This is a genomic window from Actinomadura luzonensis, from assembly GCF_022664455.2.
Classification (GTDB): Bacteria; Actinomycetota; Actinomycetes; order Streptosporangiales; family Streptosporangiaceae; genus Nonomuraea; species Nonomuraea luzonensis.
On sequence record NZ_JAKRKC020000002.1, the window covers coordinates 2,376,281 to 2,401,787 of the forward strand.

The following is a 25,507-nucleotide window of genomic DNA, read 5'->3' on the forward strand; positions in this document are numbered from 1 at the left end:
CCAGCCATCGTGCCGGGCCGCGCATGCGGGCAGGTAGGGACCAAAGACCCTAGTTCGCCCGCGGAAGCCGCGCCCCCGCGGCCGTGGCGGCACCGCTGACGCGAGTGGCGGGAGTGGCCGCATTCGCCTGGCGCGGGGCATGAGCTGGATCACTTTGCCGGCCCCCGAATGATGTCCGGATTCTGTGACATACGCCTTGTCCGGACGCTGTTTGCCGCAGGTAAATAGCCGACGTCCCCGCAGGTCGGAGGCGGTTTCGGGGGGCGTGCTATGGGCCGTCACGATCTATTGTGAGTGATCTGACTGTTATGTGGGGCGGTTTCTGACTGTTATATTTTTGGCCATATTCTGCGCCTTGATCGCCGTTCCCCGGGTCAGTGGGATTTCCCGATGGGGGGCGGCTTTACGTTGCGGAGGCGCCTCTCCACCCCGAGGTGTGCCTCCGGTCAGCGCGAACGGAGAGTGATGGGCAAGTACCTGCTTCGCAGGTTGGCAATAAATGTGGTCCTGGTCGCCGTCGCGGCCAGCCTCGCGTACATGCTCGCCGCCAGCACCATGAGCCCGCGGGCCGCGTACCAGGGCCGCCAGCCTCCGATCCCCGAAGCGACGATCGACGCCACGCTCAACGCCTACAACCTCAACGACAAGACCCCCGTGCTCCAGCGCTACGCGACCTGGGCCTCGGGCGTCCTGCACGGCGACTTCGGCAGGACGTGGAACGGCGGCTCCGTCAACGACGAGATGGGCCGGCGGATCTTCGTCAGCCTCCGGCTGCTGCTCATCGGCACGCTGGTCGGGTTCGCGGTGGGCGTGGGGCTGGGGGCCGTCTCGGCGGTGCGGCAGTACCGGTTCACCGACCGGTTAATCGGCGTCTCCTCCTTCGTGATCATGGCCATCCCCGTCTTCGTGCTGGCCACGCTGCTGGCGATCGGGACGTACAACCTCAACCGCGGCCTCGGGTTCACGCTCATCGAGTACACCGGCGAGTACAACCCGCGGCTGTCCGGCTGGGACCAGTTCGTCAACCGGCTGAACCACCTGATCCTGCCCACGATCTCGCTCAGCCTCGGCTCGATCGCCTTCTACAGCCGCATCCAGCGCAACATGATGCTCGACGTGCTCGGCCAGGACTTCGTCCGCACCGCGATGGCCAAGGGCCTGCGCCGCCGGACCGCGCTGACCAAGCACGCCCTGCGCACCGCGCTGATCCCGTCCGCCACGTACTTCGCCTTCGCGTTCGGAACCATGTTCACCGGAGCCACCTTCACCGAGAAGATCTTCGCCTGGCACGGCATGGGCGCCTGGCTGGTCGACTCGATCAACGCCAACGACGTCAACTCCGTCGCCGCGGTGACCTTCTTCACCGCCGTCTGCGTGCTGTTCGCCGCCTTCCTGTCGGACGTGCTGGTGGCGGCGCTCGACCCGAGGGTGCGGGTGAGCTGAGATGCGTTCCAAGGTCGTCCTGCGGCGCCTGATGCGCAACCGGCAGGCCCGCTACGGTTTCATCGCGCTGTTCCTGCTCGTGGCGCTGGCCTACGTCGGGCCGTACTTCGGCGCCTACGACTGGACGGAGAAGGACTTCCTGGCCTTCCTGTCACCGCCGGACGCCGACCACTGGTGGGGCACCACCTCGATCGGCCAGGACATGTTCGCGATCACGCTGCGCGGCATGCAGAAGTCGATCGTGATCGGCCTGCTGGTCGCGCTGATCTCGACCGGGCTGGCGGCGGTGGTCGGCGCGTTCGCCGGATATTTCGGCGGATGGGTGGACAGGATCCTCATGTGGGGCGTGGACCTGCTCCTCGTCCTGCCCAGCTTCCTCATCATCGCCATCATCTCGCCGCGCCTGAAGGCCGGCTCCTCCTGGCTGTGGTTCGTGGTGCTGCTGGCCGCGTTCTCCTGGATGGTCACCTCCCGGGTGGTCCGCAGCATGACGATCTCGCTGCGCGAGCGCGAGTACGTGCAGGCCGCCGTCTACATGGGCATCCCGCGCTGGAAGATCATCTTCCGGCACATCGTGCCCAACCTGTCCTCCCTGCTGATCATCGACGCGACGCTCAACGTCTCGGCGGCGATCATCGGTGAGGCGGCGCTGTCCTTCTTCGGCTTCGGCATCCAGCCGCCGGACGTCTCGCTCGGCACGCTGATCGCCACCGGCTCGGGCAACGCCACCGGCTACCCCTGGCTGTTCGCCTTCCCCGCGGGCCTGCTGGTGCTGCTCGTGCTCAGCGTGAACCTCATCGGCGACGGCCTGCGCGACGCCCTCGACCCCGGGAGCAACACGTGAGCATCTTGGAGGTCAAGGACCTCACCGTCACCTTCCCCGGCGGCGTCCAGGCCGTGCGCGGGGTGTCGTACGAGGTCGAGCGCGGCGAGGTGCTCGGCATCGTCGGCGAGTCCGGCTCCGGCAAGTCGGTGACCTCGCTCGCGGTCATGGGCCTGCTGCCGCCGAACGCCGTCGTCAGCGGCTCGGTCAAGCTGCACGGCCGCGAGCTGCTCGGCATGGACGAGGACGAGCTGGTCAAGATCCGTGGCAAGGCCATCAGCATGATCTTCCAGGATCCGCTGTCGGCGTTCACGCCCGTCTACACCATCGGCGACCAGATCGCCGAGGCCGTGCGCATCCACCAGAAGATGGCCAAGGACAAGGCCGCCAAGCGCGCCGTCGAGCTGCTCGACCTGGTCGGCATCCCGCACCCGGACGTGCGCGCCAAGGCGTTCCCGCACGAGTTCTCCGGCGGCATGCGGCAGCGCGCGATGATCGCCATGGCCATCGCCAACGACCCCGACCTGCTCATCTGCGACGAGCCGACCACCGCGCTCGACGTCACCATCCAGGCCCAGGTGCTGGAGGTGCTGAAGACCGCGCAGCAGGAGACCGGCGCCGGCATCGTGATGATCACCCATGACCTGGGCGTCATCGCCGGCATGGCCGACCGGGTGGTCGTCATGTACGCCGGCCGGCCGGTCGAGCAGGGGTCGGTGGACGACATCTACTACCGGCCGCGCATGCCGTACACGATGGGCCTGCTCGCCTCGATCCCGCGCGTGGACGGCGAGGAGGGGCCGCTGGTGCCGATCGAGGGCAACCCGCCCTCGCCGTCGGCGCTGCCGCCCGGCTGCCCGTTCGCGCCGCGCTGCCCGATGCGGGTGGACATGTGCGACGACGAGGAGCCGCCGCTGGTCCCGTTCGGCGGCGGTCAGCGCAGCGTCGCCTGCATCCGCTCGCACGAGATCGAGCACAAGGGCCTGACCGGCGCGGACGTCTTCCCCGTGCCGGTGATCCCGCCGAGCGACGTGGTCCGGGTGCCGCGCGCCGAGCGCCCCACGGTGCTCCAGCTCGACGACATGATCCGGCACTACCCGCTGATGAAGGGCGCGGTGTTCAAGCGCCGGGTCGGCACCGTCTACGCGGTGGACGGCATCAGCTTCGACGTCGCCGAGGGCGAGACGCTGGCCCTGGTCGGCGAGTCCGGCTGCGGCAAGACCACCACGCTGCAGCAGATCATGCAGCTCGCGCCGCCGCAGGGCGGCCGGGTGGTGGTGCTCGGCAAGGACAGCGCGAAGATCGACCCGGCGGCCCGCCGGGCGCTGCGCCGCGACCTGCAGATCGTCTTCCAGGACCCGATGGCGGCGCTCGACCCGCGCATGCCGGTCCAGGACATCATCGCCGAGCCGCTGCGCGCCCACGGCCGCAAGGACGTGCGGGCCCGCGTCGCGGAGCTGCTGGAGCTGGTCGGGCTGTCGCCGGAGCACGCCGAGCGCTACCCGAGCCAGTTCTCCGGAGGCCAGCGCCAGCGCATCGGCATCGCCCGCGCGCTCGCGCTGGAGCCGAAACTGCTCGTCCTGGACGAGCCGGTCTCGGCCCTCGACGTCTCCATCCAGGCCGGTGTGATCAACCTGCTGGAGGAGCTGAAGAACACGCTGGGGCTGTCGTACCTGTTCGTCGCCCACGACCTGGCCGTGGTCAGGCACCTGGCCGACCGGGTGGCCGTGATGTACCTCGGCAGGATCGCCGAGATCGGCACGGTCGAGGAGGTCTACGACCATCCCGCGCACCCCTACACGCAGGCGCTGCTGTCGGCGATCCCGCTGCCGGACCCCGAGATGGAACGCACCCGGAAGCGGATCCTGCTCGAGGGCGACCTGCCCAGCCCGGCCGACCCGCCCACGGGTTGCCGGTTCCGCACCCGCTGCCCGAAGTTCGCCACGCAGCTCAGCGAGGCGGAGCGGCAGCGGTGCATAGATCAAGAGCCCTCGGTTGCCCGGCTCGCGAACGCCGTCGACCACGGCGCCGCCTGCCACTACGCGGAGGAGATCGAGGTCATCACGGCCTCGGACGATCAGGAGGAAAAGTGAAGGTTCGTTACCGGGCGACCGCGGGGCTCGCGGTCCTCGCCCTTGCCGTGGCGGCCTGCGGCGGCGGTGGCGGCGAAGCCAAGAAGCCGAGCGCCGAGCAGTCGCAGCAGGCCCAGCAGCAGATGTCGCAGACGCCCGCCGTCAGCATGAACGACGTCGCGTACGAGCAGGTCAAGGACGGCGGCACGCTGACCCTGGCGATCGGCCAGTGGCCGACCCAGTGGAACGGCAACCACGTGGACGGCAACCAGGCCGACACGGCCGACATGCTCGACCCGATCATGCCGCAGCCGATCGTGTTCGACGAGAAGGCCCAGTGGAAGGCCAACCCGGACTACCTCACCGACGTCAAGAACGAGGTCAACGGGGACAAGCAGGTCGTCACCTACACGATCAACGACAAGGCCAAGTGGTCCGACGGCACGCCGATCACCTGGGAGGACTTCGAGGCCGCCTGGAAGATCAACAACGGCAAGGACAAGAAGTACAAGCCGGCCTCCACCGACGGCTGGGACCGCATCGCGTCGGTCACCAAGGGCGACACCGACAAGGTCGCCGTCGTCACCTTCGCCAAGCCGTACCCCGAGTGGATGGGCCTGTACTCCCGCTCGCCGCACCTGTACCCGGCCAAGTACATGCTCGACGGGGACAAGTACGAGAAGTCCTACAACCAGGCGATCCCCGTCACCGCCGGCCCGTTCAAGGTCGAGAAGATCGACGAGGGCACCAAGACGCTCACGCTGGTGCGTGACGACAACTGGTGGGGCAAGAAGGCCAAGCTCGACAAGGTCATCTTCCGCGCCATCGAGTCGCCCGAGGCCCAGGTCAACGCCTTCGCCAACGGCGAGCTCGACGCGGTCGAGATCCCGTCCGGCGCCCCGGCCGAGCTGAAGCGCGCCAAGGAGGTCCCGAACGTGGACGTCCGCAAGGCGCTCAGCCCGAACTGGCGGCACATCACGGTCAACAACGTCAGCGCGAACCTCAAGGACAAGAACGTCCGGCACGCGGTCGCCTACGCCATCAACCGTGACGTGATCACGCAGTCCGACCTGAAGGACATGGACTGGCCGCTGCAGACGCTCGGCAACCACGTCTTCATGAACAACCAGAAGGGCTACGTCGACAACTCCGGCGACCTCGGCAAGTACAACCTGGAGAAGGCCAAGCAGCTCCTCGACGCGGCCGGCTGGAAGCAGGAGGGCGAGTACCGCAAGAAGGACGGCAAGGAGTTCGACCTCAGCTTCGTGATCCCGACCGGCACGCCGGTCGCGCAGACCGAGGGCGAGCTGGTCCAGGCCATGCTGAAGGAGGCCGGGATCAAGGTCAACATCCGGCCGGTCCCGCTGGACAAGTTCTTCAACGACTACATCATCAAGGGCGACTTCGACCTGGTGCCGTTCTCCTGGATCGGCACGCCGCTGCCGATGGGCGGCCTGCCGCAGATCTACAAGACCGGCTCCGAGAGCAACTTCCCGAAGGGCAGTGACCCGGCGCTGGACGCGGCCATCGAGGCGACCGTGAGCGAGATGGACCCGGCCAAGGCCATCGAGAAGGCCAACGCCGCCGACAAGCTCATCTGGGACATGGTGCACACGATCCCGCTGTACCAGCGCCCCGACATCCAGGCGTGCAAGAAGACCCTCGCGAACTGGGGCGCGAAGGGCTTCCGCTCGCTGGACTACTCGATCGTCGGCTTCACCGGCTGATCGCTGACCGCTGAGACCCCGTCCGGCCGCGGGCCAGGCGGGGTTTCGGCATTCCTGGGTCTTGTGCGGTGTTTGTGGCCGTCTTTCAATGAGTGAGCCTCAGCACCCCCAGGAGGAGCAGATGCGTCGCTTACGGGCGTCCGCCACCGTACTCACCCTCGCCCTCGCCACCGGCCTGACCGCTCTCGCCCAGCCCCCGGCCCCGGCCGCCGTCGCCGGGCCCGCCGATCCCGAGCCGGCCTCGCTGGTCACGCTGTCCGTCCCCGACCGCGCCGCGATGGAGCGCCTCGTCGGCTCCGGCGCCGACCTCACCCACCGGGTACGCCCCCAGCCCGACGGCAGCGTCCAGGTGGACGCCGTGGTCACCCCCACCGAGCTGGCCGAGCTGCGCGCGCTCGGCGCCACCCCCGCCCCCGAAACGCCGCCGCGGGCGCGGGCCGCAAGGACGCCCGCCACCGCGCAGGACCAGATCGTCGTCGAGCGGGCGGTGTGGTTCAGATCCCGCGACGGGTACTTCCTGTCGGTCGAGGCGTCCAGCAGCCTCGCCGACGCCGCCGCGCTCACCGTGAGCTGGCGCGGCAGGCAGGGCGCGGGCGGGCAGGCCGCCATGGTGCCGTACGTGGACGCCGGCGCCTACCTGGGCCACCAGTTCAGCGCGCCCGTCCCCGTCGCGGCCCGGCCCGAGTGGATCACCGTGACCTCGGCGGGCGGCGGCAAGGCCGAGGCGCGCGTGCGCGAGTGGCCGGACGGCGACCGGCCCGACCGGCGGGCGAAGGGTTACCAGAGCGACTTCGTCACCCAGTACATGCCGCCCGACCAGCTCAACGACCGGGTCAAGGCGCTGCACCGGGCCTTCCCCCGGCTGACCGAGATCATCACGCTGCCGTACGAGACGAACGGCTACCGCCGCCAGGCCCAGGCCCTGCTCGGCGCCCCGCCCGGCGCGGCCGTCGTCGTCACCTCCAACGCCTACGGCTCCGAGGGCGGCAACGACCTGGCGATCGAGCTGACCGACCCCGGCGCGCCCGGCCGCGCCCTCCAGGTCACCGTCAACGGCAAGATCATCACCGTGAGCCTGGCCACCGACGCCTCGGGCGCGGTCACCAGCACCGCCGCGCAGGTCGTCGCCGCGCTCAACGCCACGCCCGGCATCCCCGTGCGGGCCGCCCCCTACCGCACCGATCCCGGCGCCGGGGTCGTGGCGCCGGTGCCGCTCACCCAGCTCAGCGACTTCCTGCGCGCCCCGGCCGGCGTCTCCAGGGCCCCGGCCAAGGTGCTGGCGCTGCGCGTCGGCGCGCACCGCGACGGCTCGCGCACCGGCGTGCTCGCCTACGCCCAGGAGCACGCCCGCGAGTGGGTCGCGCCGCTGGTCGCCGTCGAGGCCGCCGAGCGGCTGCTGCGCAACTACGCCCGCGACCCGGCCACCCGCCGCCTGCTGGAGCGCACCGACGTGTTCATCGTGCCGACCGTCAACCCCGACGGCGCGAACTACAGCTTCTACGACTTCAACGGGCAGCGGAAGAACATGACCAACCACTGCCCGGCGAGCCAGTCCGACCCGGCGCTGCGCAACACCTGGGGCGTGGACGTCAACCGCAACTACGCCGTCGGCTCGCTGCACGACGGCTACTTCGGCGCCTCGGCCAACTGCCAGAGCGGCACCTACGCCGGCCCCGCCGAGCACTCCGAGCCGGAGAGCCGCAACGTCATGTGGCTGGCCGAGCGCTACTCCAACATCCGCTTCGCGATGAACATCCACAGCTACGGCGGCTACTTCATGTGGCCTCCCGGGGCGTACAAGCTGGACGGCCGCGTCACCCTGCCGCGCCCGACCGCCCAGCAGGAGGCGTACTTCCTGGAGTCGGCCCGCACGATCGAGCAGGCCATCGCCGCCGAGCGCGGCACGGTCGTCTGGCCGCAGCAGACCGGGCCGGTCACGGACGTGCTCTACTCGGCGGCCGGCAACTCCGCCGACGAGCTGTGGTACGACCACGGCGTCTACGGCTGGGACTTCGAGGTCGGCGCCGACCTGTGGAACGCGCAGACCGGCGCGTGGGAGGGCGTCGGCTTCCAGCCGCCGTTCAGCGAGGGGCACCAGGAGGCGCTGGAGTTCGCCGCCGGGCTGATCTCGCTGATCGGCGTCGCGGCCGACTACCGGGACGACTCCCGCAAGCCCTGAGCGAACTCGGCGAGGGTCACCGGCGGCCGGCCGCCGAAGCGCTCGATGGCGCCGGTGACCTCGTAGAGCGGGTGGTGGCCCGGGCCGATGAAGCGGAAGATCGCCCACAGGTGGGTGAGGTGCTCGACCGCGTACGGGTCGCGGTAGACGTCCGCGGCCCCGGCCTCCCACTCGCCGGGCGGCACGTCCCGGTACGGCAGGCCGAACGCGTCGGCCACCTCGCCGATCGTGGCCATCTGGCCGGTCAGCGGCACCACCGGATCGACGGGGCCGGGCTCCAGCAGCAGCCCGGCCCCGGCCCGCGCGACGTCGGCGGCGGCCACCAGCGGGAGCAGCGTGTCGCGGCCGCCGAGCGGCAGCGCCAGCTCCCGGTGTCCCGAGGCGGCCGCGACCACGGCCAGGTTCTCGAAGAACACGCCCGCGCGCAGGTGCACCGCGCCCACCCCGGCCCAGTCGAAGACCTGCTCCGACAGCCAGTGGCGGCGCATGCGCGGCGTGCCCGCCTCGGGCTGCGCGTCGAGCTGCGATACCTCCACCACCCGCTCGACGCCCTCCTCGCGGGCCGCGGCGGCGAAGGCGGCCGTGGCGTCCAGCAGGCCGGCGGTGACCGGGTAGGTGAAGTACGCCCGGCGCACGCCGCGCAGCGCCGGGCGTACGGACCGGATCTCGCGCAGGTCGCCCACCACCACCTCCGCGCCGAGCTTGCGCAGCTCGGCCGCCCGGTGGTCGTCGGCGCGGACGAAGGCGCGCACCTGCTCGCCGCGCTCCAGCAGCAGCTCCGCGACCTGGCGGCCGGTGCCGCCCTGCGGGCCGCCCGCGGCTCCGGTGACGAGGATCATCGGGTCTCCTTTCCCGGCAGGGTGGTGGGCAGACCAAACGCTCAGGTCGCTGGAGGCGCAACCAGCCAGGAACGCCTGCCCAGCGCCACCACGCCCAGCGCGGCGGCGGCGGCGCGCGCTGGCGTGGCGGCTGGCGGCCGTCGGCCGTGGCGCGGCGTCGCTGGACGGCAGCGCCACCGGGCGCGCGAGCCGCCAGGTCGCGGCGGCCGCCCGGCCGCGCCCCCGCCGCCGGCCGTGATCACCTGGCAGGCGACGGTGAAGCCGGAGCCCGCCCGGGTGGCGGCGTCCACGTGCTCGCTGCCGAACGCCTGCTCCTCCTCGAACGTGTGCGCCGTGAGCTGCGCCTCCACCCGCCGCGCCGCGACGTGCCGGGGCACGGTCACGACCTCGGGGAACGGCACCGGCGCGATCATCGTGCGCGGCCCGAGCGGCGGCGGGAACGGGAAGACGGCGTTGCGCGGCTCGACGTAGCCGACGTGCTGCTCGCCGCCGTCGAAGGTGATGCGGCGGGTGTCGGCGAACAGCAGCTCGGCGGTCTTCCTGGCCCCCGTGGTCAGCCGCCAGCCGCTCACCGCGTAGGCGGTGACCACCCGGTCGATGTCGTCGAGGCCGGCGGCGACGGCCCCGGCCAGCAGGTCGCCCATCCCGCCGTAGAAGCTCATGGCCGTCACCATGGGGACGCCGGGCTCCGGCAGCTCGTCCACCATCCACTTGGTGTGGTGCTGCTCCAGCGCGTGGTCCACGTACGGGCAGCCGGCCTCGGCGGCGGCCAGGGCGACGGGCCGGCCGGTATCGGTGAACGGCCCGGCGCAGTGGATCAGCACGCCGGCCTGCCCGGCCAGGGCGCGTAAGGCGGCGGGGTCGTCGAGCGGGGCGTGGTGCACGCGGGTCTTGCCGCCCAGCTCGCCGGCCAGGGCGTGCAGCGCCTGCTCGTCCCGTCCGGCGAGGACGACCTCCCGGCCCCGGGCCAGCAGCTCGGCGGCGGCCAGGCGGCCGGTGTGGCCGGTCGCCCCGTAGACCGCGATGGGTCGCGACACGATGTGCCTCCATGTTTCATACTGTCGGTACGTAACTGTTCTCGAAGTTACGTACCGCGAGTATGTAAGTCAATGGGGAGCACGATGATCCGCCGTACCCAGGCAGAACGGTCGGACGGGACGACGGCGGCGCTGACCCGCGCCGCCCGGGAGCTGTTCGGCCGCCACGGCTACGCCGCCACCTCGATCGACGCGGTCGCCGCCGCCGCCGGGGTCACCAAGGGGGCCGCCTACCACCACTTCGGCGGCAAGGCGCCGCTGTTCCGGGCGGCGTTCGAGGAGGAGCTGGCGGGGGTCTCGGCCCGGCTGGAGCAGGTGGCGGCGGAGGAGGCCGACCCGTGGGCGGCCGTCCGCCGGGGCGCCCGCACCTTCCTGGAGCACTGCCTGGACCCGGGGTTCCGGCGGATCGTGCTGCTCGACGCGCCGTCCGTGCTGGGCTGGGAGACGGTGCGGGAGCTGGAGCACGGGCACCTGCTGCGGATCCTGCGCGCCGGGTTCGAGCTGGCCGCCGCCGGGGGAGGGGGAGAGGCGGCCGCCGTGCCCCTCCGCGCGCAGCTCGCCTTCGGGGCGCTGTGCGAGGGCGGCATGCTGCTGGCCCGCTCGGCCGACCCGGCGGCCGAGCTGCCCCGCCTCGCCGCCGAGGCCGACCGGCTGCTGACCGCCCTCCGCCCCTGAGCCCCCGGGCGGCTCAGACCCGGGCGGGCTCGGCGGCGCCGGTCGCCGTCAGCGCCACCTCCACCGAGCCGCGGGTGCCCCACTGGTTGATGCGCCAGCACGTCACGAGCGCGTACAGGTACAACGGCCGCAGTACCACCAGCCGCCACAACGACGCCACCGGCGCCAGCGCGAACATCAGCAGCCGCGCCCGCAGCGGCTCGTCGCTGCGCTCCACCGTGAACAGCCGCAACGCCATCAGGTAGCACATGGCCAGCCCGACCTGGCCCGCCGCCATCGAGAACTCGCCCAGGTGCCCCCGGCACACCGGGTCGGCCAGCAGCACCACCGGGATCGCCACGGCCAGCAGCAGGTGCAGGTACTCGGCCACGGTCGCCCAGAACACCACCCCGGTCAGCGGCATGTACCGCAGCCACCACAGGTGCCGGACGGTGGTGCCGCGCATCCAGCGGAGCTGCTGGTTGGCGTAGTGGCCGAACCGCTCGGGCACCAGCGTGAACACCATCGACGACGGCTGGTGCACGGTGTCCCCGGCGAGCAGCGCGTAGAAGGTGAGCATCGAGTCGTCGTTCATCTGCATCGGCCGGCCGCGGAAGTGCTCGTTCTCGTACGCCCCCGCGCACCGCCGCACCACGGCCGCCCGGTAGAAGGCGAGCGTGCCGGAGTTGATCGTCACCCGGCGCAGCACCGACTGGGCGCTCCGCAGCCCCCGCGTGAACGGCAGGTACAACACGCAGGTCAGCCGGGTCAGCAGGGTCGCGGTGCGGTTGAGCACGAGCACGTGCCCGGCCACCGACTGCACCCGCGGGTCGGCGAACGGCTGCAGCCCCTCGCGGACCGCGTGCCGATCGAGCACGGAGTCGCTGTCGAGGGTCATGAAGATGTCGGCGTCGTCGTGGGCCAGCACGTGCATCTGGGCGAAGCGCTTGCCCCGGTTCTCGGTGCGGTCCCAGGTGGTCTCGACGCCGAGCCGGGCGGCCGCCGCCTCGAACTCGCGGCGCACGTCGTCGTAGTGGATGGGGGCGCCGGTCGCCTTGTCGGCCGAGCCGTCGTTCACCACCCGGACCCGGTCGACCGGGCGGCTCTGCGCCAGCACCGAGCGCAGGCACGCGCGCAGCGCCTCGGGGTCCTCGTTGTAGACGGGGATCTGGACGGTCACGGTCAGGGCGTCCAGCTCGGCGCGGCGTTCGCGCGGCGCCCGGATCGGCCGTTCGAACCAGGCCAGCGGCACCCACCACAGCAGCAGGAACGAGGCCATCCAGGCGGCCGACATGTCGTACGGATGGCCCTCGATCGCGCCCGCGAGCGCGGCCAGGTGGGCGAGGCCCCAGGCGGCGAACCCGGCGATGGGCAGGGCGCCGAGAAGCAGCAGCTTGCGGTGGTTCGCGTAACGGGCGGTCGGCATGCCGGGCCCCCTCATCGGCTCATCGGGCCGCGCCCGCGCCGGAACCGGGCGCGGATGAGCAGCGCCGCGGCCAGCACGACGGACGCGCAGAGCCCGACCAGCCAGAGATGGCCGCCCGCCAGGGCGGCCAGCGCGACCCCGCCCCCGTAGCCGACAAGTGATCCGTATGCCATGACACATCCTTCGCGATGATGATGGGAAGTGGTGGTGATCAGGACAGGGCGACCACGGCCCGTTGCGTGGCGCCGGCCGCGCCCCGCAGGTCGCCGAAGGTCAGGAGCAGAGCGGAGCCGGTCTCCGCGCGGGTCACGGCCGGGGACGCGGACAGCACCGCCCGGACCGGGCGTTCCCAGGTGAGGGTGAGCGAGGCGGCGGCGCGGGGCGGGTCGGCGACGCAGACGACGGCGGTGCCGTCGCGGCGCTCGCGCACGAGCACCGCCGCCGGCCCGCTCGCCACGAGCCCGCCCCCACCGGCGGCCACACCGCCGTCGTCACCCGGATCGGCACCGTCGAGCCCGGCACCGTCGAGCCCGGCACCGTCGAGCCCGGCACCGTCGAGCCCGGCACCGCCGTGCCCGGTTCCGGCCGGTTCGCGGGCGGGGAGGCGGCCGGCCGTCCAGAAGACGGCGGCGGTCAGCCCGAGCGCCGCCGCCCGCACCGCCTGCACCGCCGGGCCGTTGGCCGCGATCTCCACCCGGCCGGCGTCCTCCGCGCGGGCCCGCGTGGCGGCCGCGCTCGCCCCGGGGAGCAGCACGTACGCGTAACCGGCCCGCGCCGGGTCCGTCCCGTGGTCGAGCCACAGCGTCAGGTAGCGGCGGGCCAGCGGAGCGGGGGAGCCGCCGGCGTTGACGTCCCGCCAGGAGCCCTCTCGCTCCTCGTGCAGCACGTGCAGCTCGGCCCCGGCGGGGAAGACGTACCCGGCGCGCCCGGACGTCGCGGCGGCCCACTCGGCGTGCGCCCAGCGCGCGGCCCGGCGGGCCCGCTCGCCCGGGACGCGCTCGCCGTCCACCCGCACCTCGGCGGAGCCGGCCGCCCCCAGGTTGCGGTGCTCCACGGTCGTCACCACGGCGGCCCCGTCGGCGCAGCCGATGCCCGCCCCCAGGCACACCACCCCGTCGTCGAGGAAGAACCACGCCTTCCTGGCCGCCAGCGTGCTGGCCAGGCCGCGCAGGTCCTGCCCCACGGCGGCGAACTCGCCGTCGGTGACCCCGCCCACCCAGTCCGCCGCGGGCCGGGGCCGCGCCCACGCGCCGCCCTCGCCGTCGGCCAGCCGCCGCGTGGAGACCGTCGTCCCCGGCAGCCGGTACGGGTCCGCCGTCGGCCAGAAGGCGTCGGCGTACTGCTCCCCGCCGAACCCGTCGCCCCACCAGGCCAGCCAGCCCGACCCGGTGTGCCAGCCGCGCGCGTTCTCCCCGTTGCCGTACTCGTAGTGCGCCACCCGGCGCGAGGCCATGCTGAGCGCGGCCGTCCAGCCCGGCCGCCGGTGCACGGCCCGGTCCATGGCGGGGAAGAGGCGGTGCCCGGCCGGCTCGGGGGCGGCGGCGCCGGGGTGGGCGGCGGCGTCGAGCAGCAGCGCGGTGCGGGCCACGCCGAGCCCCTGGTCGTCGCGCACCGGCCGGTGCCGGCCGCGTTCCAGCCAGCCCTTGACCATGGCCCGCCAGCGCGCCTCGCGCTCCGCGCCGGCCGTTCGGCCGAGCAACACGATCGAGGCGAGCAGCGCGTGGGCCCTGGTGTGGTCGTCCTGGCCGGCGCGGCTGACGCCGCGCCCGGTCACGCAGTCCATCAGCAGGCCGTCGTGCACGAACGGCGCGACGCCCCGCTCGACCAGGCCGAGCAGCGTTTCCAGCCCCGGGTCGCCGGTCAGCTCCCATGGCGAGCCGCGCAGCAGCGCCGCGAGCGTGGCCATGCCGTCGAGCAGCACCGCGCCGTACCCGCCGGTGTAGGGGACGCAGCCGTGCTGGAGGAACGAGCCGTCGGCGTGGAAGCCGTCGCCCTCGGTCACCGTGGCGCAGGCGGGGGCCAGCGCGGCCCGGGCCAGCGCGATCGGCTCGGGGTCGCCGCCGAGCACGCCGCGCAGCACGAGCACGCGGCACAGGTCCACCCGGTTCGCGCCGGTGCTGTTGCCCTCGTAGCGGGCGACGGCCGAGCGCGGCACGAACGCGTCCACGGCGGCGCAGCAGGCGGCCGTCCGCTCGGCGGGCAGGTGGGGGCCGACCAGCACGGCGGCCTCCAGCAGCGCGCGCGGGCCGCCGATCTGCCAGTGCCACCAGTTGCCGAAGGGGGTCGCGCCCGGCCGGTAGACGTCGGCCAGCAGGTGGTCCAGGCCGGAGACGACCGCCCGGGCCAGCGCGGGGTCGCCGGTGCCGCCGGTGCCGGGCTGCGCGTACGCCTCGGCCAGCACGCGCAGCCGCTGGAAGCTCTCGTTGACCCGCCCCGACCGCAGGCCGGGCTCGTCGTCGCGGCCGCCGTAGGCGAGGTCGGGCCAGAGCGAGCCGGGCGTCCCGGCCATGCGGGCGAGGTGGCCGGCCGCCCGGTCGCCGAGCGCGCGCAGCCGGCTCCGGTACGGCTCCCGTCCGGGCGTGACGCCCTCGCCGAGCAGCAGCGTCCGCCACCGGTCCCGCAGCGCCGGAAACGGGTCGGCGGCGGGGGCCGGGGAATCGGACGCGAGGGCCGCGCGGGGCGGCACGAGGCCGGCGAGCAAGGCGGCCCCGCCGCCCGCGCGCAGGAGGGCGCGGCGCGTCCACTCCACCCGCATGGCGAACTCCCCGTGTCGATGCACTGCGGACATCCGGGACAGTACGTGGCGTTCGCCCAGGTCACGGATCAGACGTGCACGGCATTGGCCGAGTTCTGACCGATAAATGCGCGCAATTGACAGGCCGGGGTGACCTGACCGCCATCGGGGACGGCGGCCGGGATCGGGTGATCCGGTCCGGGGGCAGCGCGGCTGAAACTTTCACCCGATCCGCGTCGTCCGCGCTGGTCGCGCCGCCGGGACGGGCCCGCCGGGTGGGCGGCGCGGGGCGAGTCACCTACAGTCGCGCTTGGGAGCGCTCCCAAGACGACGTCGCCAGGGGTGGAGGGCCATGAGAAGCACGAGCGTGAAGTGGGCGGCACGGGCGGCGGTGACGCTGCTCGTGCTCGCGGTGCTGGGCGTGCCGGGCACGCGGGACGGCTTCGCGGCGGCGGTCCTGCCGTACCAGGACCCGGCCCTGCCGGTGGCGACCCGGGTGGCCGACCTGATGTCCCGCATGTCGCTGGACGACAAGCTCGGCCAGATGACCCAGGCCGAACGCGGCTCGGTGAGCACCGCCGACGTCACCTCCTACCGGCTCGGCTCGGTGCTCTCGGGCGGCGGCTCCGCGCCCTCCCCCAACACGGCCGCTTCCTGGGCCGACATGTACGACAGGTTCCAGAACGCCGCCCTGGCCACCCCGCTCGGCATCCCCATCCTGTATGGCGCCGACGCCGTTCACGGCCACAACAACGTGTACGGCGCCACGATCTTCCCGCACAACATCGGCCTCGGCGCCACCCGCGACCCCGCGCTCGCCCAGCGCGTCGGGCGGGCGGTGGCCGAGGAGATCTCCGGCACCGGCGTCGACTGGGACTTCGCGCCCTGCCTGTGCGTGGCGCGCAACGACCGGTGGGGCCGCACCTACGAGTCCTTCGGCGAGACTCCCGACCTGCCCTCCTCGATGGCGACGATCATCACCGGCCTCCAGGGCACGGCGCTGAACGGCCCCGCCTCCGTGCTCGCCACCGCCAAGCACTACGTCGGCGACGGCGGCACCACGGGCGGCGTCGACCAGGGCGACACCCAGCTCTCCGAGGCCGACCTGCGGGCGATCCACCTGCCGCCGTTCCGCGCCGCCGTCGAGCGCGGCGTCGGCTCGGTGATGATCTCCTTCAGCAGCTGGAACGGCAGCAAGCTGCACGGCCACCAGTACCTCATCACCACCGTGCTCAAGGGCGAGCTGGGCTTCACCGGCTTCGTCGTCTCCGACTGGAACGGCATCGACCAGATCGACGGCGCGGCCGGCACCTCCGCCGCCGACGTGCGCACCGCCGTCAACGCCGGCATCGACATGGTCATGGCCCCCACCTCCTGGCGGCAGTTCATCGACCTGCTGCGGGCCGAGGTCCAGGCCGGGCGGGTCAGCCAGGCCAGGGTCGACGACGCGGTCCGCCGCGTGCTGACCAAGAAGTTCGAGCTCGGCCTGTTCGAGAAGCCGCTCACCGACCGGTCCTACACCTCCACCGTCGGCGGCTCCGCGCACCGCGCGCTGGCCCGCGAGGCCGTCGCGAAGTCGCAGGTGGTGCTGAAGAACAGCGGCGTCCTGCCGCTCGCGCCCGGCGGCAAGATCTTCGTGGCCGGGCGGAGCGCCGACGACATCGGCCTGCAGAGCGGCGGCTGGACGATCTCCTGGCAGGGCTCGGCCGGCGCGATCACCCCCGGCACCACCATCCTCCAGGGCATCAGGAACGCCGCCGGCTCCGGCACCACCGTCACCTACAGCCGCGACGGCAGCGGCGTGGACGGCTCCTACAAGGCGGCGATCGCCGTCGTGGGCGAGACCCCGTACGCGGAGGGCGAGGGCGACCGGCCCGGCGCGATGGGCCTGGACGCCACCGACCTCGCCACCCTGTCCACCCTGCGGGCGGCGGGCGTCCCGGTGGTGGTCGTGCTGGTCAGCGGCCGGCCGCTGGACATCGCCGCCCAGCTCCCCGGCTGGAACGCGCTGGTGGCGGCCTGGCTGCCGGGCACCGAGGGGCAGGGGGTGGCCGACGTGCTGTTCGGCGCCGTCAAGCCCAGCGGGAAGCTGCCCGTGACGTGGATGAGCAGCGCCTCCCAGCAGCCGATCAACGACGGCGACGGCAAGACGCCGCTGTTCCCGCTCGGCTTCGGGCTGACCTACGACGGCCCGTCCGGCGACACCACCCCGCCGACCGCGCCCGGCACGCCGTCGGCCGCCGACGTCACGTCCTCCTCGGTCCGGCTGACCTGGGCCGCCGCCACCGACGACGTGGGGGTGACCGGCTACGACGTGGTCCGGGTGACCGGCACGGGCGAGAGCGCGGCGGCCACGTCCGCGACCGCCGCCGCCACGGTGAGCGGCCTGAGCGCCGGCACCTCCTACACCTTCGCCGTGTACGCCAGGGACGCGGCCGGCAACCGCTCGCCCCGCTCCGGCACGGTCACCGTGACCACCCGTCCCGACGGGGGGACGGGCGGCTGCTCGGTCACCGCGACCGTGCAGAGCCAGTGGAGCACCGGCTACGTCGTGCAGCTCACCGTCACCAACACCGGCACGACCGCGCTGAGCGGCTGGGGCGTCACCTTCACGCTCCCCTCCGGGCACCAGATCACCGGCTCGTGGAACGCCTCCCTGACGGTGAGCGGGCAGACCGTCACCGCCAGGAACGCCGCCCACAACGGGTCGCTGGGGCCGGGCGCGAGCACGTCCTTCGGCTTCCAGGGCAGCCGCCCGGCCGGCGACACGTCCCTGCCCTCCGGCTACCGGTGCGGATGAGCGCGCCGGTGACCGGCGCTCAGCGGTCCACGTGCAGCCGGTCGAACTCCACCTGCGGCGTCGCCGTCCCGGCGAAGTTGCGGTCCACCGCGGCCCGCTCGGCGGCGCTCGGGTAGGCGTTCGTGCAGCTCACCGGCGCGCTGGAGCCCGACATGAGGTCGGCGCACAGGCCGGTGCGCCGGTCCGGCAGGCCCAGGATGTGCCCGATCTCGTGCGCGGCGACGCGGACCGGGTCGTAGCCCTGGGAGGTGGCCTGGCGGCCCATCCAGACCGTGCCGCGGCCGAGGCTCGTGGGCAGGGCGCGGGGCCAGCCGTTGTCGGCGACGACGACGAAGTTCGCCGGCGTGCCGGCCACGAGCCGGACGTTCGCCACGCCGGCGTTCCAGATCTGGGCGGCCTGGTTCACGGCGGAGACGAACTCGGCCGCCCGGCTCGCGTCGTAGCGCAGCACCGTGGCCGCCGCCCGGGCCGGCGAGGTGACCAGGAGCAGAGCCAGCCCGAGCAGGAGGGACAGCGCGAGACGCAGAGTTCTTGACATGAGGCTCCTCCGGGGGTGAGGGGTGGCTGTCACGGTATGCGCGCCTCCGCCGTCCGGGACCCTGGCAGATTGCCCCTATCACGGTGTTATGACCCTGACCCGGCGCGGGATTGTCGGTCGCCGCGGGCATGCTTCCCTCATGCCCGATGAGCCCCTCGAACTCGGCGAGATCGCGCCCTCCGACTACTACATCCACCGTGACACCATGGCCGGGGTCGGCTTCCTGACCATCGCCAGGCGGCTGCCCTCCCTCATCGCGCAGGCACTCCGCATGGCCTGGACGGCGAGCCCGCGCGACACCGTGACCACGGTCTCGCTCAGCCTGCTCGGCGGCATCGTCACCGCGTTCGGGCTGCTGGCCACCACCGGCGTGCTCACCGCCCTGTTCAGCGAGGGGCCGACCCCCGGCCGGGTGCTGGCCGCGCTGCCCAGCCTGCTCCTGGTCGGCGCCGCCGCGGTGGTGCGCACCCTGCTGCAGGCGGGCGCCGGGTGGGCCGAGGCCCGGCTGAGCCCCCAGATCCAGCGCGCCGCCGAGCAGCGGCTCTACAGCCTGACCAGCCGGGTCGAGCTGGTCGCCTTCGACGACCCCGACTTCCACGACGCCCTCGAACGCGCCGAAGGCCGGGGCGCGAGCATCGCCGGCTCGGTCGTGTCGGCGGCCGTCGACGTGGTCACCTCGCTCGTCGGCCTCGCCGCGGCGGCCGGCGTGCTCGGCCTGCTGCACCCCCTGCTGCTGCCGCTGCTCCTGCTGGCCGTGCTGCCCGACGCCTGGGCCGCGGTGCGCAGCGCCCGCCAGCGCTACTCGACCATGTTCGGGCTCGGCCCGGCCCGCCGCCGCAAGTGGATCATCAGCAAGCTCCTCGCCGACCGCGGGCCCGCCGCCGAGGTCCGCGCGTTCACCATGCGGCACTTCCTGCTGCGCGTCTACGACGCGGTGGCGCGGGCCGAGCAGGAGGAGATGCTCAAGCTGGTCAGGCGGCAGACACTCACCCGGCTCGTCGGCAACGCCCTCAGCGGCCTCGGCAGCGCCGTCGTCTACGTCGCGCTCGGCCTGCTGCTGGCGTTCGGCGCGATCCCGCTCGCCGTGGCCGGCACCGCCGTCCTCGCCATCCGCTCCAGCCAGAGCTCGCTGTCCAGCCTCATGTACACCACCAACGGCCTGTACGAGCAGGGGCTCTACTTCACCGACTTCCTGCGGTTCTGCGCCGACGCCGAGCGCCGCCTGGTGCCGCCGCGCCCGCTGCCCGCCCCCGAGGGCTTCGACCGCATCACCGCCGAGAGCCTGACCTTCACCTACCCGGGGGCGGAGCAGCCCGCCTTACGCGAGGTTTCCGTCGAGATCAAGCGGGGCGAGATCGTGGCGTTCGTCGGCGAGAACGGCTCCGGCAAGACCACCCTGTCGAAGATCCTCGCCGGCCTGTACGAACCGGACACCGGAACGGTCCGCTGGGACGACACCGACCTGCGCCAGGTCAGCCCCGACGACCTGCGCCTGCGCACCGCCGTCATCGCCCAGGACCACACCCGCTGGCCGCTCACCGCCCGCTACAACATCACCATGGGCACCGACAAGGGCGAGCCCGCCCTGCTCTCGGCCGCCGCCGTCGCCGGCGCCGACGAGGTCGTCGAGGGCCTGCCGCACGGCTACCGCACCCTGCTCGACCGCCGCTTCAAGGACGGCCAGGAGCTGTCCGGCGGCCAGTGGCAGCGCATCGCCGTCGCCCGCGGCTTCCACCGCGACGCCGACCTGCTCATCTGCGACGAGCCCACCGCCGCCCTCGACGCCCGTGCCGAGCACGCCCTGTTCGAACGCATCCGCACCCACGCCGACGGCCGCACCGTCCTGCTCATCACCCACCGCCTGGCCAGCGTCCGGCACGCCGACCGCATCTACGTCCTCGAGCACGGCAAGGTCGTCGAGCAGGGCGACCACGAGACGCTGCTCGCGCTGGGCGGCCTGTACGCCGAGCTCTACACCCTCCAGGCCAGCGCCTACCGGTGACGCCCCGCTCCGCGCCGTCACGGCAGCGGGGGCAGGGGAGTGGAGGCGGTCGAGGTGCGGACGAAGGCGAGCCCGTCGAAGTCCTCGCCCGGCACCGACGGCATGAACGCGAACCGCGCGGTCAGCCGCCCGGCCGTCGCGCCGAACGCGCGGACGTGCCCGGTGGCCCCCAGCCACGCGGCCACCGCCGCCGGGCGCTCACCGCTTCGCAGGTCCACCACGTGGTCCTCGGGACAGGCGGCCGCCAGCCGCGCCTCCACGCAGAGCGCCGTCCGCGCGAACGGCACCCGAAACCGCTCCACCCGCGCCCCCCAGCTCCCCGGCACGCCAACGTCGTCACCCGACCCACGCCCGGCCCACCCGGATGGCCCGGCCTGCCCGGCCGCCCCCTCGGCCCCCTCAGCCTGCCCGGCCGCCCCCTCGGCCCCCTCAGCCTGCCCGGCCGCCCCCTCGGCCCCCTCAGCCTGCCCGGCCGCCCCCTCGGCCTGCCCAGCCTGCCCGGCCGCCCCTTCGGCCTGCCCAGCCTGCTCGGCCTGCTCGGCCTGCTCGGCCTGCTCGGCCTGCTCGGCCTGCTCGGCCTGCTCGGCCTGCTCGGCCTGCTCGGCCTGCTCGGCCTGCTCGGCCTGCTCGGCCTGCTCGGCCTGCTCGGCCTGCTCGGCCCGCTGGGCTTCCTCGGCGCGCTGGGCTCCCTCGGGTCGTTCGGGTCGCTCCGGTCGTTCGGCTGGCTGGGGTCGTTCGGGGCGGGCGGGTCGCTCGGCCCTCTCGCCTCCCTTGGCTTGCTCGGGTGGCTGGGCTTGGCCGAGCTTGCCGCTTTCGTCGGCGGTGGTGAGGCGGGTCAGGCGGGAGAAGAGGCGGGTGACGGCGGCCAGTGGGCCGGTCCTGCCGCGGCGGGACGCGCCGGGGCGGCGCATGGGCAGGGCGCGGAACTCACCCTCGCCGAACAGGACACCGAGCGCGTAGTACGCGTCCCCGTGCGCCCGCGCGAGATGCCGCCCCATCGCGGCGACCCCGTGCCCGGTGCGGGCGGCCCCGCTGTGGCGGCCCTTGGAGATGTGGCCGTTGTGCGCCCACAGGACGACCTTCGCCCCCGGCTCGGCCAGCAGCAGGCCGGCGTTCTCGGCCATGTGGCGGTCGCGGGCCGCGCCCAGGGTCAGTTCGGGGTCGGCGTGCCGGAAGGGACGGCTCGACAGGTCGGCCGCCTGCCGGACGATGCGCGCGGCCTCGACCGCCGCACCGACGCTGAAGGGGCCGGAAGCGCCGAAGGGGCCGGAAGCGCCGAAGGGGCCGGGAGAGCCGGAAGCGCCGGAGTTGCCGGAGGCATGGGAGGCGCCGGGGGACGGGAGGTGGGCGGCGAGGTGCTCCTCCAGGCGCCGCGCCGCGTCCTCCAGCCCGGCGTCCAGGGGTTCGCCGCGCCCCCACCGGGACCGGGCCAGGACGTCCAGCGGCCCGACGAGCTCGTCCGCCGCCTCCCCCAGGTACGCCCGCAGCGTCCGCAGCGCCGCGCCCGGGTGTTGCGGGTCGATCCCGACGAAGCGGACGGGCCGCTCGGCGGTGCGGTTGTGCTCGCGCAGCCACTCGACCACGGCCAGCATCTCGGCCGTGTCGAGCGTCCAGAAGCCCAGCCCGGCCAGCGCCCGCCGGGCGTCGCCGCGCCCGGCGCGCACGTAGTCGTCCACGGCCCGCGCCCCCGCCGCGCTGGCCTCGACGGCCAGCGTCGTGAAGCCCAGCTCCTTGACCAGGAACTCGGTCAGCCGCAGGCGCAGCAGGAAGAACTCGGCGCTGCCGTGCGTGGCCTCGCCGAGCCCGACCAGCCGGACGCCGTCCAGCGCGGCCCGCAGCGGGGCCAGGCGGGACAGGTCGCCGCCCGCCCCGAGCCCGCCGAGCGGGACGGCCCGCCCGGCGAGCCAGCGGCACACCTCGCCGTCGAGGTCCGCGGCCTCCGCCGAGGGCACGCTACTTGCCGAAGCCGGCGGTCAGCCCGGCGAGGAGCTGGCGGCGGCCCAGCACGTACAGGACGAGGATCGGCAGCGTGGTCAGCACGACCGAGGCGAGGACGGCGGGCACGTTGATGCTGTACTGCCCCTGGAAGCTCCAGAGCGCCAGCGGCAGCGTGCGCTGGTCGGGGCTCTGCGTGAGGATCAGCGGCAGCAGGAAGCCGTTCCAGATCTGCAGCGCGTTGTAGATCGTCACCGTCACCACGGCCGGCCGGGTGAGCGGCAGCGCCAGGTGCCACAGCGTGCCCCACTCGGTGGCGCCGTCCAGCCGCATCGACTCGAACAGCTCCTTCGGGACGTCCCTGATGAAGTTCGACAGCACCAGCACCGACAGCGGGATCGCGAACGCGATCGACGGCAGGATCAGCGCCAGCAGCGTGTCGTACAGGTGCAGCCTGATGATGATCAGGTAGATCGGGATGACCGTGGCCTGGAGCGGGATGGCCAGCCCCATGAGGAACAACGAGTTCGTCCAGCGCAGGAAGCGGCCCCTGCTGCCGCGCACGATGGCGTACGCCGCCATGAACGACACCGCGACCGCCGGCGCCACCGCCCCGACCGCCACCACCAGGCTGTTGAGGAAGTAGCGGATGAAGTTGGCCTCGATGACCATCTTGTAGTTGGCCAGCGTCGGGTCGGCCGGCGGCACCAGCGGGTTCTCGGCGTAGTAGGTGCTCTGCGACTTGAAGCTCGTGATGACGATCCAGTAGATCGGCACGATCACGATCACCAGCCAGAGCCAGCCGACCGCGCCGCCGAGCCAGTTGGGCCGCTCGCCGGCGCTGCGCCTGCGCGGGCCGGCGTGTCTGGCCGTGGTGCGCGCCTGCTCCTTGGTCAGCGTCGTCGCCATGTCAGGCCCCTTCCATCTGGCTGGCGCTGGCGTCCCGGCCGCCCAGGCGGCGCAGCAGCAGCGCCATGAGCAGGCCCACCAGGACGAGGATGCAGGCGATCGCGCTGGCCGGCCCCATGAGGTTGGCCTGGAAGCCGCGCTTGTACATGTCGAGCGCGAGCACCCGGGTGGCGTCGCCGGGGCCGCCCGCGGTCAGCACGAAGATCAGGTCGAAGAACGTCAGCGAGCCGACGACCATGAGCGTCGAGGACGTGATGATCGTGTACTTGAGCTGCGGCAGCGTGATGCTGAAGAACTTGCGCATGCGGCCCGCGCCGTCGATCTCCGCCGCCTCGTACATGGAGCGGGGGATCTGCCGCACGCCGCCCTGGTAGATCAGCGAGTGGAACGGGATGTACTGCCACGACACCACGAAGATCACCACGCCCATCGCCAGGACGGGCTCGCCCAGCCAGTCCTGCACGAGGAAGGGGATCTGCAGCCCGGCGCCGAGCCCGAAGTTCGGGTCCAGCAGCGCCTTGTACGTGATCGCGATGGCCGCCGAGCTGAGCAGCAGCGGGATGAAGTACAGCACCGCGAGCACCGCCCGGTAGCGCTGGTGCCCGGCCAGGAACACGCCGATGAGGATGCTGGCCGGCGTCTGCACCAGCCACGACAGCGCCATGACGAGGAACGTCACCCACAGCGCGTGCGGCAGCCCCGGGTCGCTGAGCACGGCCCGCCAGCTCTCGAGACCGGCGAAGTTGATGTCGCCGAGCCCGTCCCAGGACGAGAAGCTGAGCAGCAGCACCCCGACCAGCGGGATCACGCCGAAGCCGACGAAGAACACCAGGGCGGGCACCGCAAGCCAGGAGAGCCCGGCCCCCCGGCCGCCCTGCGCGGCGGCCGGGGAGGTGTCCCGCCGGGCCGGAATGGGGACGACGCTCACTTGCCGATGACCGCGTTCATGTTCGTCACGAACTGCTGCGGCGAGATCGACAGCTGGAACAGCTTGGCGATGTTGTCCAGCAGGACCTCGGCCGCCGTCGGGCTGAGCGCCTGGTCCCAGGACTGGGCGAAGGTCTTGGCGTTGACGGCGATGCCGTAGACGAAGTTGAGGAAGTCGCGGTCGGGGGAGGAGGCGAAGGCCGCGTCGGCGCCCTTGACGATCGGCACCGCGCCGGTGCCGACCCACTCCTTGACCGAGGCGTCGCTCATCAGCTCGGTGGCGAAGAACTTCTTGGCGATCTCCTTCTGCTCCGGCGTGGCCTTGGAGGAGATCGACATGTACTGGCCGGGGTTGCCGACGGTGTTGCCGGGGTCGCCCTTGCCGCCGTCGACCGGCGGGAAGTTCATGTAGCCGAGGTGGCCGCCGGGGACGAAGTCGCCGCCGTCGGTCTTCATGCTGCCGTACGTCCAGCCGCCGTGCAGCATCATGGCGGCCTTGCCCGTGTAGAGCAGCGCCTGGTCGGCGTTGGAGTCGGCGGTGATGGAGGAGAAGCCCTTGATGAAGCCGCCGGCCTTGATCAGCTCCTGCATCTTGCCGAGCGCGTCGAGGGCGGCCGGGTTGGACCAGGCGTCCTTCTCGCCGTCGAAGACGGCCTGGAAGACCTCGGGGCCGCCGATGCGGTCGAACAGGAACTCCAGCCACATCATGTTCGTCCAGCGCGACTGGCCGCCGAGCGAGAACGGCGCGATGCCCTTGGCGTTGAACTTCGGCACCAGGTCCATGATGTCGCCCCACGTCTGGGGCGGCTGCGCGCCGATCTTCTCGAACGCGCGCTTGTCGTAGTAGAGGACGATCGGCTGCATCGTCTCGCACGGCATCGCGTAGATCTTGCCGTCGATCGTGGCCGCGCCGAACGAGGACGGGAACAGCCGGTCCTTCAGCGCCTGGTTCTGCTCGAAGAAGGGAGTGAGGTCGTCGACCTGCCCCGCCTGCACGTAGCTGCGCAGCGTGCCGCCGCCCCAGCCCCAGATGAGCGTGGGCGCCTGGCCGGCGCCGATGGCCGTCTTGATCTTCGTCTTGAAGGCGTCGTTCTGGAAGGTCGTCCCCTTGATGGTGCCGTTGGGGTTGGCCTTGTTGAAGCGCTCCATGGTCCTGGTACGCACGCCCTCCTGCGGCTGCGTGGACAGGTACCAGTAGGTCGCGCTGGTGCCGCCCCCGCCGCCGCCGCTGCTGGCCGCGGTGCCGGGTCTGGTGGGCCCGGAACTGCCGCAGGCGGCCAGGGCGGCTCCCAGGGGCAGGCCCATGGAGAGGCTGAGGAACGTGCGGCGAGAGGTTGTCCTGATCTCCACGCTGATCTCCGTACTCGAACGCCGGGGGGTTGGGCGCGCGGCTCGTTGAACTAGGGGTGCGGGGCGGGCCGGCCGATGCCGCTCGTCCACGTCCTCCTTGAGAGGTGAGCTC

At 72.9% G+C, this 25,507-nt stretch carries 18 protein-coding genes; 8 read left to right on the top strand and 10 right to left on the bottom strand.

The features are described from left to right. The first annotated feature begins 465 nt into the window (after positions 1–465). The 5 genes from MF672_RS41425 to MF672_RS41445 all read left to right on the top strand — a co-directional run bounded on the left by MF672_RS41425 (position 466) and on the right by MF672_RS41445 (position 8,244). On the top strand, positions 466–1,443 hold the full coding sequence (locus tag MF672_RS41425) for an ABC transporter permease (RefSeq protein WP_242376554.1): 978 nt from the start codon (positions 466–468) through the stop codon (positions 1,441–1,443). Position 1,444: 1 nt separating this feature from the next. Next, on the top strand, positions 1,445–2,287 hold the full coding sequence (locus MF672_RS41430) for an ABC transporter permease (RefSeq protein ID WP_242376555.1): 843 nt from the start codon (positions 1,445–1,447) through the stop codon (positions 2,285–2,287). Beyond that, a complete protein-coding gene (locus tag MF672_RS41435; RefSeq protein ID WP_242376556.1) occupies positions 2,284–4,359 on the top strand; it encodes an ABC transporter ATP-binding protein in 2,076 nt (691 codons plus the stop codon). The genes MF672_RS41430 and MF672_RS41435 overlap by 4 nt, the downstream gene beginning before the upstream one ends. Continuing rightward, positions 4,356–6,065 (top strand): ABC transporter family substrate-binding protein, encoded by a 1,710-nt coding sequence (locus MF672_RS41440; RefSeq protein WP_242376557.1) that lies wholly within the window; start codon positions 4,356–4,358, stop codon positions 6,063–6,065. The genes MF672_RS41435 and MF672_RS41440 overlap by 4 nt, the downstream gene beginning before the upstream one ends. A 121-nt stretch (positions 6,066–6,186) precedes the next feature. After that, the gene (locus tag MF672_RS41445) at positions 6,187–8,244 is read left to right on the top strand and encodes a M14 family zinc carboxypeptidase (protein WP_242376558.1); all 2,058 of its coding nucleotides are present in this window, start codon (positions 6,187–6,189) and stop codon (positions 8,242–8,244) included. On the opposite strand, the gene MF672_RS41450 is transcribed toward MF672_RS41445, so the two are convergent. Together MF672_RS41450 and MF672_RS41455 are read right to left on the bottom strand one after the other, a co-directional pair. Next, positions 8,217–9,083, bottom strand: coding sequence for an NAD(P)H-binding protein (locus MF672_RS41450; protein ID WP_242376559.1), 867 nt, complete (start codon positions 9,081–9,083; stop codon positions 8,217–8,219). The genes MF672_RS41445 and MF672_RS41450 overlap by 28 nt on opposite strands. Positions 9,084–9,124: 41 nt before the next feature. Then, positions 9,125–10,120 carry a saccharopine dehydrogenase NADP-binding domain-containing protein gene (locus tag MF672_RS41455; RefSeq protein ID WP_247815687.1) on the bottom strand — a complete coding sequence of 332 codons (996 nt, stop codon included), beginning with the start codon at positions 10,118–10,120 and terminating at the stop codon, positions 9,125–9,127. A gap of 84 nt (positions 10,121–10,204) precedes the next feature. Between MF672_RS41455 and MF672_RS41460 the strand changes: the two genes are divergently transcribed. Further along, positions 10,205–10,795 carry a TetR/AcrR family transcriptional regulator gene (locus MF672_RS41460; RefSeq protein WP_242376561.1) on the top strand — a complete coding sequence of 197 codons (591 nt, stop codon included), beginning with the start codon at positions 10,205–10,207 and terminating at the stop codon, positions 10,793–10,795. Positions 10,796–10,808: 13 nt separating this feature from the next. Here the strand turns inward: MF672_RS41460 and MF672_RS41465 are convergent, their stop codons facing one another. Genes MF672_RS41465 through MF672_RS41475 form a run of 3 tightly spaced genes read right to left on the bottom strand, consistent with a single transcriptional unit; the run spans position 10,809 to position 14,988 of the window. Next, complete coding sequence (locus MF672_RS41465; RefSeq protein WP_242376562.1) at positions 10,809–12,200, bottom strand: glycosyltransferase family 2 protein; 1,392 nt, start codon at positions 12,198–12,200, stop codon at positions 10,809–10,811. Between the two features lie 11 nt (positions 12,201–12,211). Beyond that, positions 12,212–12,373: a hypothetical protein gene (locus tag MF672_RS41470; RefSeq protein WP_242376563.1), complete on the bottom strand. Its 162-nt coding sequence runs from the start codon at positions 12,371–12,373 to the stop codon at positions 12,212–12,214. 38 nt (positions 12,374–12,411) lie between these two features. Next, positions 12,412–14,988, bottom strand: a complete 2,577-nt coding sequence (locus tag MF672_RS41475; RefSeq protein WP_242376564.1) for a polysaccharide lyase family 8 super-sandwich domain-containing protein — start codon at positions 14,986–14,988, stop codon at positions 12,412–12,414. 298 nt (positions 14,989–15,286) lie between these two features. On the opposite strand from MF672_RS41475, the gene MF672_RS41480 reads away from it, so the two are divergent. After that, complete coding sequence (locus MF672_RS41480) at positions 15,287–17,734, top strand: glycoside hydrolase family 3 N-terminal domain-containing protein (RefSeq protein ID WP_242376565.1); 2,448 nt, start codon at positions 15,287–15,289, stop codon at positions 17,732–17,734. A 19-nt stretch (positions 17,735–17,753) separates the two neighbouring features. Here the strand turns inward: MF672_RS41480 and MF672_RS41485 are convergent, their stop codons facing one another. Next, complete coding sequence (locus tag MF672_RS41485) at positions 17,754–18,272, bottom strand: snapalysin family zinc-dependent metalloprotease (protein WP_242376566.1); 519 nt, start codon at positions 18,270–18,272, stop codon at positions 17,754–17,756. Positions 18,273–18,411: 139 nt separating this feature from the next. Here MF672_RS41485 and MF672_RS41490 point away from each other — a divergent pair, with 139 nt between their 5' ends. Next, on the top strand, positions 18,412–20,274 hold the full coding sequence (locus MF672_RS41490) for an ABC transporter ATP-binding protein (RefSeq protein ID WP_247815688.1): 1,863 nt from the start codon (positions 18,412–18,414) through the stop codon (positions 20,272–20,274). 17 nt (positions 20,275–20,291) lie between these two features. Here MF672_RS41490 and MF672_RS41495 read toward each other — a convergent pair whose 3' ends face one another. The 4 genes from MF672_RS41495 to MF672_RS41510 are packed head-to-tail and all read right to left on the bottom strand — an operon-like array spanning position 20,292 to position 25,395. After that, positions 20,292–22,226 (bottom strand): erythromycin esterase family protein, encoded by a 1,935-nt coding sequence (locus MF672_RS41495; protein WP_247815689.1) that lies wholly within the window; start codon positions 22,224–22,226, stop codon positions 20,292–20,294. 1 nt (position 22,227) lies between these two features. Then, the gene (locus tag MF672_RS41500) at positions 22,228–23,118 is read right to left on the bottom strand and encodes a carbohydrate ABC transporter permease (RefSeq protein ID WP_242383556.1); all 891 of its coding nucleotides are present in this window, start codon (positions 23,116–23,118) and stop codon (positions 22,228–22,230) included. Position 23,119: 1 nt separating this feature from the next. After that, positions 23,120–24,046 carry a carbohydrate ABC transporter permease gene (locus tag MF672_RS41505; protein WP_242383555.1) on the bottom strand — a complete coding sequence of 309 codons (927 nt, stop codon included), beginning with the start codon at positions 24,044–24,046 and terminating at the stop codon, positions 23,120–23,122. Next, the gene (locus MF672_RS41510; RefSeq protein ID WP_242383554.1) at positions 24,043–25,395 is read right to left on the bottom strand and encodes an extracellular solute-binding protein; all 1,353 of its coding nucleotides are present in this window, start codon (positions 25,393–25,395) and stop codon (positions 24,043–24,045) included. Before MF672_RS41510 ends, MF672_RS41505 begins: the two co-directional genes overlap by 4 nt. Between the last annotated feature and the right edge of the window lie 112 nt (positions 25,396–25,507).

What these genes read in the sequence shown, in the direction of transcription:
- MF672_RS41425 (WP_242376554.1), top strand. Translation starts at nt 466, where the DNA reads ATGGGCAAGTACCTGCTTCGCAGGTTGGCAATAAATGTGGTCCTGGTC.
- MF672_RS41430 (WP_242376555.1), top strand. Translation starts at nt 1,445, where the DNA reads ATGCGTTCCAAGGTCGTCCTGCGGCGCCTGATGCGCAACCGGCAGGCC.
- MF672_RS41445 (WP_242376558.1), top strand. Translation starts at nt 6,187, where the DNA reads ATGCGTCGCTTACGGGCGTCCGCCACCGTACTCACCCTCGCCCTCGCC.
- MF672_RS41450 (WP_242376559.1), bottom strand. Translation starts at nt 9,083, where the DNA reads ATGATCCTCGTCACCGGAGCCGCGGGCGGCCCGCAGGGCGGCACCGGC.
- MF672_RS41460 (WP_242376561.1), top strand. Translation starts at nt 10,205, where the DNA reads ATGATCCGCCGTACCCAGGCAGAACGGTCGGACGGGACGACGGCGGCG.
- MF672_RS41465 (WP_242376562.1), bottom strand. Translation starts at nt 12,200, where the DNA reads ATGCCGACCGCCCGTTACGCGAACCACCGCAAGCTGCTGCTTCTCGGC.
- MF672_RS41470 (WP_242376563.1), bottom strand. Translation starts at nt 12,373, where the DNA reads ATGGCATACGGATCACTTGTCGGCTACGGGGGCGGGGTCGCGCTGGCC.
- MF672_RS41475 (WP_242376564.1), bottom strand. Translation starts at nt 14,988, where the DNA reads ATGTCCGCAGTGCATCGACACGGGGAGTTCGCCATGCGGGTGGAGTGG.
- MF672_RS41480 (WP_242376565.1), top strand. Translation starts at nt 15,287, where the DNA reads ATGAGAAGCACGAGCGTGAAGTGGGCGGCACGGGCGGCGGTGACGCTG.
- MF672_RS41485 (WP_242376566.1), bottom strand. Translation starts at nt 18,272, where the DNA reads ATGTCAAGAACTCTGCGTCTCGCGCTGTCCCTCCTGCTCGGGCTGGCT.
- MF672_RS41490 (WP_247815688.1), top strand. Translation starts at nt 18,412, where the DNA reads ATGCCCGATGAGCCCCTCGAACTCGGCGAGATCGCGCCCTCCGACTAC.
- MF672_RS41500 (WP_242383556.1), bottom strand. Translation starts at nt 23,118, where the DNA reads ATGGCGACGACGCTGACCAAGGAGCAGGCGCGCACCACGGCCAGACAC.